We start from the raw sequence: 13454 nt of genomic DNA, 5'->3' as shown, positions 1-13454 counted from the left end.
CGTGAACATCCGCTTTCTGCTACCTCTGGTGGCGGTCTGTAACTCATGGTGTCCGTATGAACTTCCACGGACCGGAGATTCGACACAAAGCGATCGCCCTTCTCCGAGCTGGCGCAAAAAATGCAGACGTTGCACGGAAGCTGAATGTGCCCGCAGGCACCATCAGCTACTGGAAGCACATGGACCGCGCCAAACGCGGTGAGTGCCCCGGAGCACATCGTTCGTTCTGCCCCCGATGCGACGGGCAGCTGAATCAGTCGGCGTACGCGTACCTCCTCGGCCTCTACCTCGGCGACGGACACATAATCCAGAACAGGGCCATGCGGACGCCCAGCCTGTCCGTCACCTGCGCCGACTCGTGGCCTGGCCTCATGGATCTGTGCGAAGGGGCCATGCGCGCCGTCTTTCCCGAGAACTCCGTATGCAGAGTCCGCCGGAAAGGCTGCCACGAAGTGAAGATGAACTCGAAACACCTTTGGTGCCTCTTCCCGCAGCACGGTCCGGGCAAGAAGCACGAGCGGCTCATCGCCCTCGAACCCTGGCAGCAGGAGATCGTGGACGCGTACCCCTGGGACTTCGTCCGGGGCCTGATCCATTCCGACGGGTGTCGCAACATGAACTGGACCACTCGCCTCGTCGGTGGCGAGCGCAAGCGTTACGAGTACCCGAGGTACTGGTTCACCAACGTCTCGGACGACATCAGGCAGCTCTACACCGACACCCTCGACAAGCTGGGCGTCGAGTGGAAGCACTGCACGCGCGCGGGCAGGAAATACAACATCTCCGTCGCCCGACGGGCGTCCGTCGCTCTCATGGACGCTCACGTCGGGCCGAAGCACTGACGACCGATCTACTTGGGGCTGTCGTCCTCGCCGATGTGGTGCACGCGCACCAGGTTCGTCGATCCGGGGACGCCCGGCGGGGAGCCGGCCGTGATGACCACGATGTCGCCCTTCTCGCAGCGGCCGATCCGCAGGAGCTCCTCGTCGACCTGGGCGACCATCGCGTCCGTGGAGTCGACGCGCGGGCCGAGGAAGGTCTCGACGCCCCATGTGAGGTTCAGCTGGGAGCGGGTGGCCGGGTCCGGGGTGAAGGCCAGGAGCGGGATGGGTGAGCGGTAGCGGGAGAGGCGCTTGACCGTGTCGCCGCTCTGGGTGAAGGCGACGAGGAACTTCGCGCCGAGGAAGTCGCCCATCTCGGCGGCTGCGCGGGCGACCGCGCCGCCCTGGGTGCGGGGCTTGTTGCGGTCGGTGAGCGGGGGCAGGCCCTTGGCGAGGATGTCTTCCTCGGCTGCTTCGACGATGCGGGACATCGTGCGGACCGTTTCGATGGGGTATTTGCCGACGCTGGTCTCGCCGGAGAGCATCACCGCGTCGGTGCCGTCGATGACGGCGTTGGCGACGTCGGATGCTTCGGCTCGGGTGGGGCGGGAGTTGTCGATCATCGAGTCGAGCATCTGGGTGGCGACGATGACCGGTTTGGCGTTGCGCTTGGCCAGTTTGATGGCGCGCTTCTGGACGATGGGGACTTGTTCGAGGGGCATTTCGACGCCGAGGTCGCCGCGGGCGACCATGATGCCGTCGAATGCGGCGACGATGTCGTCGATGTTCTCGACGGCCTGGGGTTTTTCGACTTTGGCGATGACGGGGAGGCGGCGGCCTTCTTCGTCCATGATGCGGTGGACGTCGTCGATGTCGCGTCCGCTGCGTACGAAGGAGAGGGCGATGACGTCGGCGCCGGTGCGCAGGGCCCAGCGGAGGTCTTCGATGTCCTTTTCGGAGAGTGCGGGGACGGAGACGGCGACGCCGGGGAGGTTGAGGCCTTTGTTGTCGGAGACCATGCCTCCTTCGATGACGGTGGTGTGGACGCGGGGGCCGTCGACGTCGGTGACTTCGAGGGTGACGCGGCCGTCGTCGACGAGGATGCGTTCGCCCGTGGTGACGTCGGTGTGGAGGCCTTCGTAGGTGGTGCCGCAGGTGTTGCGGTCGCCTTCGGTGGGTTCGACGGTGATGGTGAAGCTGTCGCCGCGTTCAAGGAGTACGGGGCCCTCGCGGAAGCGGCCCAGGCGGATCTTCGGGCCTTGAAGGTCGGCGAGGATCCCGACGCTGCGTCCGGTTTCGTCGGAGGCTTTGCGTACATGGCGGTAGCGCTGTTCGTGTTCGACGTAGGAGCCGTGGCTGAGGTTGAAGCGGGCGATGTCCATTCCGGCTTCGACGAGTGCCTTGATCTGCTCGTATGTGTCGGTGGCTGGGCCCAGGGTGCAGACGATTTTTGCTCGGCGCATGGTTTGAGCCTAGACCTTACCTACGGGTAGCGAATTGGGCCTGCGTGTCGTCTCAACAACCTTTGGGTGAAGGGTTATTGACAAGTGTTGAATTGTGCAGCGGGGTGCTCTGATGAGCATTGTTTTCAGAGTTTTGGGGGTTCCATGGTGAAGCGGGCGTCCACCTGGGCGTAGACGGTCTGTCGTTGGGGTTCGAGGTCGAGGGCGGGGAGTGTTTCGGGTTCTGCTCCGCCGTATGCGGCGCGGCCGCGGAAGCTGCCGGGTGCGGCGGGCGCGGGGGGGTGGCCGGGGGTGCCGCAGGGGGCCGGCGTGTGGGGCATGGGGCCACTGTCGCGTCGGGGTCTGACCCGTGTGGTCATCAGATAGAAACCTGCAGGGGGTGTTGCGGGGCGTGGCCGGTGGGTCATTATCTACGCGCGTTGTGTACTGCGAGATCTGATCTGTGGGAGACGAGATGCCGCTCAACCGTAGGACGTTCCTGGGCACTTCGGCTGCGGCCGGGGCCGGTGTGGCGATGGCTGGGGGTATGGCTGTGCCTGCCGAGGCCCAGGGTCGCGGGTCCGGGCGTCCGCCGAAGCGGTACTCGTTCACGGTGATGGGTACGACCGATCTGCATGGGAATGTCTTCAACTGGGACTACTTCACGGACAAGGAGTTCGACGACAAGGCGCACAACGATGTGGGTCTGGCGAAGATCTCGACGCTGGTGGAGCAGGTCCGTGCGGAGAAGGGCCGTCACAACACCCTGATGATCGATGCGGGTGACACGATCCAGGGCACTCAGCTTTCGTATTACTACGCGAAGATCGATCCGATCACGGCGGAGCGTGGTCCGGTCCATCCGATGGCGCAGGCGATGAACGCGATCGGGTATGACGCGGCGGCGCTGGGCAACCATGAGTTCAACTACGGTATTCCGGTGCTGCGGAAGTTCGAGGAGCAGTGTGATTTTCCGCTGCTGGGTGCGAACGCGCTGGATGCGAAGACGTTGCGGCCGGCGTTCGCCCCGTATGTGATCAAGCGGATGCGTACGCCGCACGGTCGGGATGTGAAGGTGGCGATTCTGGGTCTGACGAACCCGGGGATCGCGATCTGGGACAAGGCGAATGTCAGCGGCAGGATGGTGTTCCCGGGGTTGGAGGAGCAGGCGGCGAAGTTCGTGCCGCGGCTTCGGTCCATGGGGGCGGATGTCGTGATCGTGTCGGCGCATTCGGGGACCAGTGGGACGTCGTCGTACGGTGATCAGGTTCCGTACGTGGAGAACGCGGCGGCTCTGGTGGCGGAGCAGGTGCCGGGTATCGATGCGATTCTTGTCGGTCATGCTCACCTGGAGATCCCCGAGTACTTCGTGGAGAACAAGGAGACGGGCAAGAAGGTGGTGCTCTCCGAGCCGTTGAAGTGGGGGCAGCGGTTGACGCTGTTCGACTTCGATCTGGTGTGGGAGAAGGGCCGCTGGGTGGTGGAGGGTGCGGGTTCGCGGGTGTTGAACTCGAACGTGGTGGCAGAGGACCCGAAGATCACGGGGTTGTTGGCGGATGAGCACAAGAAGGTTGTGGCGTACGTCAATCAGGTGATCGGTACGTCGACGGCGGCGATGACGACGGCGGAGGCGGCCTGGAAGGATGAGCCGATCATTGATCTGATCAATGTGGTTCAGGCGGAGACGGTGAAGGCGGCTCTGGCGGGTGGCGCGTATGCGTCGCTGCCTGTGCTGTCGCAGGCGTCGTGTTTCTCCCGTACGGCGCAGATTCCGGCGGGGAATGTGACGATCAAGGATGCGGCGGGGCTGTATCCGTTCGAGAACACGCTTGAGGCACGGTTGCTGACGGGTGCGCAGATCAAGGATTATCTGGAGTTCTCGGCGCGGTATTACGTGCAGACGACTGCGGGTGCTCCGGTGGATACGTCGAAGTTGACGAATGCGGACAACACGCCGGACTACAACTATGACGCGGTGTCGGGTCTGACGTATGAGATCGATATTGCGAAGCCGAATGGTTCGCGGATTGTGAATCTGTCGTTCGAGGGCAAGGCGATCGATCCGGCGGCGGAGTTCGTGCTGGCGGTGAACAATTATCGGGCGAGCGGTGGGGGTAACTTCCCGCATGTGCCGGGTGCGAAGCAGCTGTGGGCGAATTCGGAGGAGATCCGGAACACGATCATCGGCTGGGTGCAGGCGAAGGGTTCGGTGGATGGTGCGCAGTTCGCTTCGGTGGACTGGCGGCTGACGCGGGACGGTGTGCCGGTGTTCTAGCGGTTGGGTGGGTGTGGCGGCCGTCTCCTCTTTGAGGGGGCGGCCGCCTTTTGTTGTGGGTGCGGGGGTCAGTTGCCTCGGACGAGGGGGATGAGGGCGGGGTACTGGTGGGGGATGTGGGGGGTGTTCCGGGGGGTGAGGCCGAAGGTGGTGAAGGCGGTGCGTTGTGGGAGGGGGTAGGCGGTGGTCCGGGTGAGGTTGTTGAGGATGGTGGCGCTGCGCCAGGCGGCGAGTCCGAGGTCGGGGGCGCCGACGCCGTGGGTGTGGCGTTCGGCGTTCTGTACGTAGATGTTGCCGGTGACGGTGGGGTCGAGTTCGAGGCGGAACTGGGCGTCGATGCGGGGTCGTCCGGCTGCGTCGCGGCGGATGTGGGGGGTGAGGCCGGTGAGGAGGCGGTCGAGGGGGCGTTCGCGGTAGCCGGTGGCGAGGACGACGGCGTCGGTGGTGAGGCGGGTGCGGGTGTTCTGTTGGGTGTGTTCGAGGTGGAGTTCGACGCGGGTGTTGGCGAGGCGGCCTGCGGTGCGTACGTGGACGCCGGGGGTGAGGGTGGTGTCGGGCCAGCCGCCGTGGAGGGTGCGTCGGTAGAGCTCGTCGTGGATGGCGGCGATGGTGTCGGCGTCGATGCCTTTGTGGAGTTGCCATTGGTTCGGGATGAGTTCGTCGCGTACGGATTCGGGGAGTGCGTGGAAGTAGCGGCTGTAGTCGGGGGTGAAGTGTTCGAGGCCGAGTTTTGAGTACTCCATGGGGGCGAAGGCGCCGGTGCGGGCGAGCCAGTGGAGTTTTTCGTGTCCGGCGGGGCGGGCGCGGAGGAGGTCGAGGAAGATTTCGGCGCCTGATTGGCCGGAGCCGATGACGGTGATGTGTTCGGCCTGGAGCAGTTGTTCGCGGTGGTGGAGGTAGTCGGCGGAGTGGATGACGGGGACGGATTCGGCTTGGGCGAGGGGTTTGAGGGGTTCGGGGATGAAGGGTTCGGTGCCGATGCCGAGGGCGATGTGGCGGGTGTGGGCGCGGCCGAGGGCTTCGACTTCGCCGTGGGTGTCGAGTTGGGTGAAGTCGACTTCGTAGAGGGTGCGTTCGGGGTTCCAGCGGATGGCGTCGACTTGGTGGCCGAAGTGGAGTCCGGGGAGTTGGTCGGTGACCCAGCGGCAGTAGGCGTCGTATTCGGCGCGTTGGATGTGGAAGCGCTCGGCGAAGTAGAAGGGGAAGAGGCGGTCGCGGCTGCGTAGGTAGTTGAGGAACGTCCAGGGGCTTGAGGGGTCCGCGAGGGTGACGAGGTCGGCGAGGAAGGGAACCTGGAGGCTGGAGCCGTCGATGAGGAGTCCGGGGTGCCAGTGGAAGGCGGGGCGTTGTTCGTAGAAGGCCGCGGCGAGGGGGTGGATGCCGTGGGCGAGGGCGGCGAGGGAGAGGTTGAAGGGGCCGATGCCGATGCCGACGAGGTCGTGTGGCTGGCCGGGGTCGGGGGTGGGTCGGTCGGTCATCGGGGTGGGTTGCCTTTCTGGAGTGTGTGGGTGAGGTGGGTGATGAGGTCGAGGAGGGTTTGGAGGTCGTGGCGGGTGGTGTGGGGGTTGAGGAGGGTGGCTTTGAGCCAGAGGCGGTTGTCGGCGTGGGCGCGGCCGAGGACGGCTTGGCCGGTGGTGAGGAGGGTGCGGCGGACGGTGGCGACGGTGTGGTCGGTGGCGTTGGTGGGGCGGAAGAGGACGGTGGTGATGGTGGGTGGTCGGTAGAGGTCGAGGGTGGGGTTGTGGGTGATGAGGTCGGCGAGTTGGTGGGCGGTGTTGATGGTGTGGTCGATGAGGTCGGCGAGTCCGTTGCGGCCGAGGGCTTGGAGGGTGACGGCGATCTTGAGTGCGTCGGGGCGGCGGGTGGTGCGCAGTGAGCGGCCGAGGAGGTCGGGGAGGCCGGCTTGGGTGTCGTCGTGGGCGTTGAGGTAGGGGGCGTGGTGGTGGAGTGGGTGGAGGTGGTGGTGGTCGGGGACGGCGAGGATGCCGGCTGAGGCGGGTTGCCAGCCGAGTTTGTGGAGGTCGAGGGTGACGCTGTGGGCGCGGTCGAGGCCGTGGATTTTGGTGCGGTGGGTGGGGCTGAAGAGGAGTGGTCCGCCGTAGGCGGCGTCGATGTGGAGTTCGGCGCCGTGGGTGGTGCAGAGGTCGGCGATGTCGTCGAGGGGGTCGATCTGGCCGGTGTCGGTGGTGCCTGCGGTGGCGGTGACGAAGAGGGCACGGTGGGGGTTGTGGAGCCGGGTGAGGGCTTCTTCGAGTGCCGTGAGGTCCATGACGCCGGTGGGGGCGGGGATGGTGTGGGGTTCGGGGAGGCCGAGGAGCCAGGCGGCGCGGGTGATGCTGTGGTGGGCGTTGGCGCCGGTGAGGGTCTGTACGGCGCCGTGGCGTTCGCGGGCGAGGAGGAGGGCGAGCTGGTTGGCTTCGGTGCCGCCGGTGGTGATGAGGGCGTCGGGGTGGGGTTGGTGGGGATAGATCTCGGCGGCGAGTGCGGTGGTGGTGTCGGTTTCGAGGGTTGAGGCTGCGGGTGCTTGGTCCCAGGAGTCCATGGAGGGGTTGAGGGCGGAGGCGGCGAGGTCGGCGGCTGTGGCGAGGGCGAGGGGTGGGGTGTGGAGGTGGGCGGTGCAGTGGGGGTGTGCGGGGTCTGCGGCGCCTTGGGTGAGTGCGGTGATCAGGGTGCGGAGGGCGTGGTGGGGGCCGGTGCCGTGGTCGGGGATGAGGGGGTGGGTGGCGTGGTGTATGTGGTCGGTGACGGTTTGGGGTCCGCCGGCGGGTAGGGGGCCGTGGCGTTGTTGGGCTCCGTCGTGGAGTGCGGTGAGGACGGTGTCGAGGAGGGGGCGCAGGGCGGCGGGGCCGGTGGTGCCTCCGGCGAGGGGTGGGGTGGGCATGGTGGTGGGGTCCTTCGGGCGCGCGTGCGTGGACGTGTCAGCTTGTCCGGGTTTCTGGTGGCGCGGCCGGTGAGCTCGGTGATCTGAACTCGAAAGGGGGACGGGTGGTGGCTGTGGGGGTGGTGGTGGGGGGCGGTGGTGGTATAGGTGTGCCCGGCTTCCCCTCGGTGGTGAGGATGGGCCGGGCACGGGTGGTGCGGTGTGTGGTTGTGGGGGTGGTGCGGGGTTGTGGGTTCAGTGGGCGTTGCGTACGGCGAGGGCGCGGCGGAGGTCGTCGATCTGGTCGGCGAGCTTGCGGCGCAGGGCGGGGATGAGGGTGTTGCCGTCCAGTGCTTGTTCGCCGAGGTGGAGGTTGTCGGCGGTGATCGCGTAGGTGGGGAAGGCGTGGTGTCCGGCGGCTTCGGCGATGGCGGGGCCTCGGCGGGTGGCGAGTTGGGTGGCGTCCGGGTAGTAGCGGGGGACGTAGTCGCTGGTGAGGTCGGTCTGTTCGGCTTGCCAGAAGCCTTGTGCGGTGGCGATGAAGAGGTAGTTGGAGAGGGTGTCGTCGTTGAACAGGGCGTCCCAGGCGGCGGCTTTGGCTTCGGGGGTGGGGAGGGCGGCGCGGCAGCGGGCGGCGCCTTCCTGTCCGGTGGCGCTGGGGTCGTCCTCGAGTTCGGCGGCGATGGTGGTTTCGTCGATGGCGCCGAGGGTGGCGAGGCGGGTGAGGATGCGCCAGCGCAGTTCGGGGTCGAGTTCGGGTCCGCCGGGGACGGTGCCGTCGGTGAGCCAGGTCTGGATGGTGTCGGGTTGGGTGGCGGCGTCGATGAGGTGGCGTACGGCGGTGAGTCGGAGGCCGGGGTTGGTGCCGTCTTCTGTGCGGCGGATGAGGTCGCGGCAGAGGGAGGTGAGGGTGGCGAGGGCTGCGGGGCGGTTTTCCGGGGTGACGTAGCGTGCGGCGATCTGGGTGCCGGCGAAGCCCAGGACGCCTTGGAGGAGGGCGAGGTCGGTTTCGTACGGGAGGTGGGTGCGGGCGGTTTCGAGGTAGGTGGCGGGGTCGAGTTCCCCGTCGCGGACCATGTCGCGGGCGCTGTTCCAGATGACGGCTCGGGTGAGGGCGTCGGGGATGCCGGAGAGGCCGCGTACGACGGTGTTCCAGGAGGGTGCGTCGGGGCGGATCTTGGCGTAGGTGAGGTCGCCGTCGTTGAGGACGAGGAGGGCGGGGCGGCGGCCGGGGCGGGTGGTGGGGGTGCCGTCCTGGGGGATGTCGAGTTCGAAGCGGTCGCGGAGGACGAGCTGGTCGGGGCCCGGCTGGGTGTCGAGGGTGTGGTCGTAGGCGCCGACGGCGATGCGGTGGGGGCGGGTGCCGTGGTGGTCGACGGTGAGGGACCAGGTGGTGTCGGTTTCCTCGACGTGGGGGGTGAGGGTGTCGACGCCGGTGGTGCGGAGCCATTGGTCGGCCCAGGCGTGGACGTCGCGGTCGGTGGCGGAGGCGAGGTTGTCGATGAAGTCGGCGAGGGTGGCGTTGCCGAATTTGTGGCGGGCGAAGTGGGTGTTGATGCCGGCGAGGAAGTCCTTTTCGCCGAGCCAGGTGACGAGCTGGCGGAGGGCGGATGCGCCCTTGGCGTAGGAGATGCCGTCGAAGTTGAGCATCGCGGATGCGGTGTCGGGGACGGCGGCGGGGTCGGGGGCGACGGGGTGGGTGGTGGGACGCTGGTCGGCGTCGTATCCCCAGCCCTTGCGGGCGACACCGAAGTCGACCCAGGTGTCGGTGAAGCGGGTGGCTTCGGCGAGGGTCTGGTAGCCCATGTATTCGGCGAATGACTCGTTGAGCCAGATGTCGTCCCACCACGCGAGGGTGACGAGGTCGCCGAACCACATGTGGGCCATTTCGTGGGCGATGACCATGCCGCGGACTTGGCGTTCGGTGTCGGTGACGGCGGAACGGTAGATGAATTCGTCGCGGAAGGTGACGAGTCCGGGGTTCTCCATGGCGCCGGCATTGAATTCGGGGACGAATGCCTGGTCGTAGGAGTCGAAGGGGTAGGGCTCGTCGAATTTTTCGTGGAAGCGGTCGAAGCAGGCGCGGGTGATGTCGAGGATTTCGTCGGCGTCGGCGTCGAGGTGGGGGGCGAGGGAGCGCCGGCAGTGTATGCCGAAGGGCTTTCCGGCGTGCTCGGTGGTGACGGAGTGCCAGGGTCCGGCGGCGACGGCGACGAGGTAGGTGGAGATCAGTGGGGTGGGGGCGATGGTCCACCGGCCGTTGCCGTTGTGTTGGGCGATGCCGTTGCCGAGGACGGTCGAGTTTTCGGGGGCAGTGACGGTGAGGGCGAAGACGGACTTGAGGTCGGGCTGGTCGAATGCGGCGAAGACGCGTTGGACGTCTTCCATGAAGAGCTGGGTGTAGAGGTAGGTTTCGCCGTCGGTGGGGTCGGTGAAGCGGTGCATGCCTTCGCCGGTGCGGGAGTAGCGCATGGCGGCGTCGATACGGAGTTCGTGTGCGCCGGGGGTGAGTGCGGTGAGGGGGAACCGGTTCTCGGTGAGGTCGGCGGGGTCGAGGGGCTGTCCGTCGAGGGTGATGGAGCGCAGAGTGGCGGGCTTGAGCTCGACGAAGGTGTCTCCGGCCGCGAGTGCGGTGAATTGGATGACGGTGCGGGAGTCGAAGGTGTCGTCTCCCGTGGTCAGATCGAGGTCGATCGTGTACTTGTCCACGTCGAGGAACTGGGCTCGGGTCTGCGCTTCGTCGCGCGTCAGTACGGACATGGATCCACTCTGCCGCATGGGATGGGGGGTGCACAGGTGGGTTCTCGCAGGGCTGAGCCGGTGCGGGTTCGCGGGGTGCGTGCGCGGGGCGGGGGCGGCGGGGTGGGTTCTGGGGCGGTTCCACGCGGCGGGTCCGCGGGGTCAGTGTCCTGGGGGGGTCTCCGGCGGGGCGGGGTCGGCGCGCCGGTGGTGGAGGAGGACGACTCCGTTGCCGAAGGTGCGGGTCCCGGCGAGACGGAGGCCGGTTCTGGTGTCGGATGCCTGGAACAGGGGTTTGCCGTGTCCGATGAGTACGGGGTGGACGTAGATCCGGTATTCGTCGATCAGGTCGTGCTGTCGGAAGGCCGCTGCGAGATCGGCGCCGCCGAGGGCCAGGTCGCCGCCGGGCTGTGCGGTGATTGCCCGGATCTGTTCGGGGTCGACTTCGCGTAGGACGGTGGTGTTCCAGTCGGTGGTTTCCAGGGTCCGGGAGAACACGGTTTTTGGCATGTCCCGCCAGATTCGGGCGTAGTCCGCGACGGGTCCGGCGTTGGCGGGGTCGGCGTCGGCGGTGGGCCAGAAGTCCGCCATGAGCTCGTGGGTGACGCGTCCGGTGAGGAAGCCGCCCATGGTGCTGAGCTCTTCGTTGAAGTGGTGGTGCAGTTCGTCGTCGACGAGGTGCCAGCCGATGTCGCGGTCAGGTCCCTCGCTGAATCCGTCGAGGGACACCGACGTCATCAGGATGATCTTCCTCGTCGCCTGTGTGCGGGATTCGGTCACGGGCCGGACAATACGCCTGCCCGTGAGCATGGGTCTGTATCAGGAAGATCCGACCGAAATCCACCCTTCCTGATCACGGTCGAGCTCCGGTCGGCCCCACTTTCAAGGCGCGGTACGTCGCGGGGCCCGCCTCACCACGGGTTGCGGCCGCGCAACGAAGCGTCAGGACGGTGAGAAGATGTGGTTGCTGATCAGCCGGGCGGCGCCGACGACGCCGGCGACCTGGCCGAGTTCGCCGAGCACGATCGGCAGGTTGCCGGTCGCCAACGGCAGCGACTGACCGTAGACCTGGGTGCGGATGCTCGCCAGGAGGTTGTGGCCCAGTCCGGTGAGCCCTCCTCCGATGACGACCAGGCCGGGGTTGAAGAAGCTGACCAGGCCGGCGATGACCTGACCAGTACGGTTGCCTCCCCAGCGGATCAGATCCAGGGCCGCGGCGTCCCCGGCGGCCGCGGCGGCCGACACGTCCTCGGGGGTCAGCCTGCCGGCCGATGCAAGCCGTCCGGCCAGCTCCGTCGAGCGGCCGGACTGGGCGAACGCGGTCGCGTCGCGTACGAGGGCGTTCCCGCCGAAGTAGGCCTCCAGGCAGCCCGTGTTGCCGCAGGCGCACCGCAGACCGTCCGGCTCCACCTGGATGTGGCCGATGTCGCCGGCACTGCCGGTCATGCCGCGGTGGACCTCGCCGCCGACGACGATGCCGCAGCCGATGCCGGTCCCGAGCTTCACGCACAAGAAGTCACGTACGGACCGGGCGACGCCGGCCTGCTGCTCGCCCAGGGCCATCAGGTTCACGTCGTTGTCGACGAGGACGGGGCAACCGAGCTCCTGGCTCATCGCCTCGCGGACGGGGAAGCCGTTCCACCCGGGCATGATCGGCGGCGCGACGGGGACGCCCTCCGGGAACCGGACGGGTCCCGGCACGCCGATCCCGGCACCGTCGAAGTGTTCCGTCGACGTCGCCTCGCGCAGCTTGCCGGCCAACGCCAGCACCCGTTCGAAGACCGCGACCGGGCCTTCGCGCACGTCCAGCGGCTCGGCCACGTGGCCGAGGACCTCCAACTCTGCGTTGGTGACCGCGACATCCACCGAGGTGGCGCCGATGTCCACGCCGAGGAACCGCAGCGACGGGGCGACCCGGACGTTGTGCGAGCGGCGGCCGCCGCGGGAGGCGGCGAGGCCGTCCGGGACGACCAGACCGGTTTCCAGCAGCCGGTCGATCTCGAACGCGAGCTTGGAGCGCGACAGCTCGACCAGGTCCCCCAGGGCGACCCGGGACTGCGGGCCGAGGTCGCGCAGGAGGCGGAGCAGCCGAGCCTGATGCATATTGGCCGGTCGAGCCGTCGTACTCCTCACGCCGCCCCCGTCGTGGTCAGAGCCGTTCGCATGCCCGGTGCTTGGGGGCGCGGCTTCTACCGGACCGTAGCACCGTGCAGTCGACGGCAAAAGAAACCGAGTCACAGGACTTTCATCAGCAGTTGGACAAAGCCGGTTCGAAGCAGAACAGTCTCGTTGCCGCCCAGGCTCTTGCGGAGGCGACCAGGCCCGATGGGGTGGAGCACGTCCAGCTCTCCACCCCATCGGTTTTGGTGCGTTGTCCGGTTCGCTCGGCGGGCCGCTGCCGCAGCCGGCCGAGGCACTCGGCTCAGGCGGCGTCACCGCCCGGCCGTGAACTCAGCGACCGGCGAGACTGTGGTTCGGTATGCCGACGTCGGACTGGCCGGCCGCCTTCTTGATCAGGGCGGCCTCCCGCTGGTCCAGGACTCCCTCCTTACGCAGCGTCGTGACGATCTCCCCGACGTGTGAGACGAACGCGCCGTGGTTCTTCCAGGCCCGGTGATCCTCGATCAGCTCGTTGACCGTGCAGCCGTTGGTCGTGACGCGGTTCGGGACACCGGTGTTGATCGAGCCGGTGAACACGGTGGAGCGGTTGTCCGTTTCAGGACAGTCGGTCGGCGGCTTGCTGTCGACGACGGTGAGGGACAGCGACTGCGGCGTGGAGGTGTTGCCGGCCTTGTCGCTGGCCCGGTAGAGCAAGGTGTGGCTCCCGGCTCTGTCGATCGCCACCGGGGCGGAGTACTGCAGGTAGGGGCCGCCGTCGAGGGAGTACTCGATCCTGGCCACACCCGACTCCGCGTCCGAAGCCGTCACCGTCACCGTCGCACTGCCGACGTAGTCACCGGAGTCGTTCTTCGTGCCGGATACGGAGGCCGACACCTGCGGCGGCGTCCTGTCAGCGGGCGGAGCCGCCACGACGGTGAACTCCACCGACTGCGGCGTGGAGGTGTTGCCCGCCTTGTCGGTCGCTCGGTAGCTCAGCGTGTGCCGGCCCACGGCGTCGACGTCAACGGGCGCCGTGTAGTTGCGATAGGACGCACCGTCGAGCGAGTACTCGATTCCCGCCACACCCGAATCGGCGTCGGAGGCGGTCACTGTGACCGTGGCGCTGGACACGTAGTTCCCGGCGGAGTCCTTGGTTCCGGACACTGTCGCGGAGGTGTCGGGCGGCGTGGTGTCCTTCGGCGGCTCGGGTGCCACGA

Annotated in this window: 10 protein-coding genes; 2 read left to right on the top strand and 8 right to left on the bottom strand. The window is 67.4% G+C overall.

Annotation, left to right across the window (positions count from 1 at the left end; all coding sequences use genetic code 11):
- Window positions 1–56: 56 nt before the first annotated feature.
- The gene (locus tag ACFU8W_RS09365) at window positions 57–842 is read left to right on the top strand and encodes a helix-turn-helix domain-containing protein (protein WP_384033963.1); all 786 of its coding nucleotides are present in this window, start codon (window positions 57–59) and stop codon (window positions 840–842) included.
- A gap of 8 nt (window positions 843–850) precedes the next feature.
- Here the strand turns inward: ACFU8W_RS09365 and pyk are convergent, their stop codons facing one another.
- A complete protein-coding gene (pyk, locus tag ACFU8W_RS09360; RefSeq protein WP_345514676.1) occupies window positions 851–2284 on the bottom strand; it encodes a pyruvate kinase in 1434 nt (477 codons plus the stop codon).
- 125 nt (window positions 2285–2409) lie between these two features.
- On the bottom strand, window positions 2410–2604 hold the full coding sequence (locus tag ACFU8W_RS09355) for a hypothetical protein (protein ID WP_384033960.1): 195 nt from the start codon (window positions 2602–2604) through the stop codon (window positions 2410–2412).
- 134 nt (window positions 2605–2738) lie between these two features.
- On the opposite strand from ACFU8W_RS09355, the gene ACFU8W_RS09350 reads away from it, so the two are divergent.
- Window positions 2739–4538 (top strand): bifunctional metallophosphatase/5'-nucleotidase, encoded by a 1800-nt coding sequence (locus ACFU8W_RS09350; RefSeq protein WP_384033957.1) that lies wholly within the window; start codon window positions 2739–2741, stop codon window positions 4536–4538.
- Between the two features lie 68 nt (window positions 4539–4606).
- On the opposite strand, the gene ACFU8W_RS09345 is transcribed toward ACFU8W_RS09350, so the two are convergent.
- The 6 genes from ACFU8W_RS09345 to ACFU8W_RS09320 all read right to left on the bottom strand — a co-directional run.
- A complete protein-coding gene (locus ACFU8W_RS09345) occupies window positions 4607–6016 on the bottom strand; it encodes a lysine N(6)-hydroxylase/L-ornithine N(5)-oxygenase family protein (RefSeq protein WP_384033954.1) in 1410 nt (469 codons plus the stop codon).
- Window positions 6013–7419, bottom strand: coding sequence for a pyridoxal phosphate-dependent decarboxylase family protein (locus ACFU8W_RS09340; RefSeq protein ID WP_384033951.1), 1407 nt, complete (start codon window positions 7417–7419; stop codon window positions 6013–6015). The genes ACFU8W_RS09345 and ACFU8W_RS09340 overlap by 4 nt, the downstream gene beginning before the upstream one ends.
- A gap of 234 nt (window positions 7420–7653) precedes the next feature.
- Entirely contained in the window at window positions 7654–10158 is a 2505-nt protein-coding gene (gene pepN, locus ACFU8W_RS09335; protein ID WP_384033948.1) for an aminopeptidase N, read from the bottom strand.
- 141 nt (window positions 10159–10299) lie between these two features.
- On the bottom strand, window positions 10300–10947 hold the full coding sequence (locus ACFU8W_RS09330) for a dihydrofolate reductase family protein (RefSeq protein ID WP_384033945.1): 648 nt from the start codon (window positions 10945–10947) through the stop codon (window positions 10300–10302).
- A 132-nt stretch (window positions 10948–11079) separates the two neighbouring features.
- Window positions 11080–12240 (bottom strand): ROK family protein, encoded by a 1161-nt coding sequence (locus ACFU8W_RS09325; RefSeq protein WP_384033942.1) that lies wholly within the window; start codon window positions 12238–12240, stop codon window positions 11080–11082.
- A 348-nt stretch (window positions 12241–12588) separates the two neighbouring features.
- The coding region (locus tag ACFU8W_RS09320) for an OmpL47-type beta-barrel domain-containing protein (protein ID WP_384033939.1) at window positions 12589–13454 on the bottom strand (866 nt) is incomplete at its 5' end.

The sequence above is a fragment of the Streptomyces sp. NPDC057565 genome, assembly GCF_042801455.1.
Lineage (GTDB): Bacteria > Actinomycetota > Actinomycetes > Streptomycetales > Streptomycetaceae > Streptomyces > Streptomyces yanii.
The sequence above is the reverse complement of the archived record's forward strand: the minus strand, read 5'-3'. Positions and strand labels throughout refer to the sequence as shown.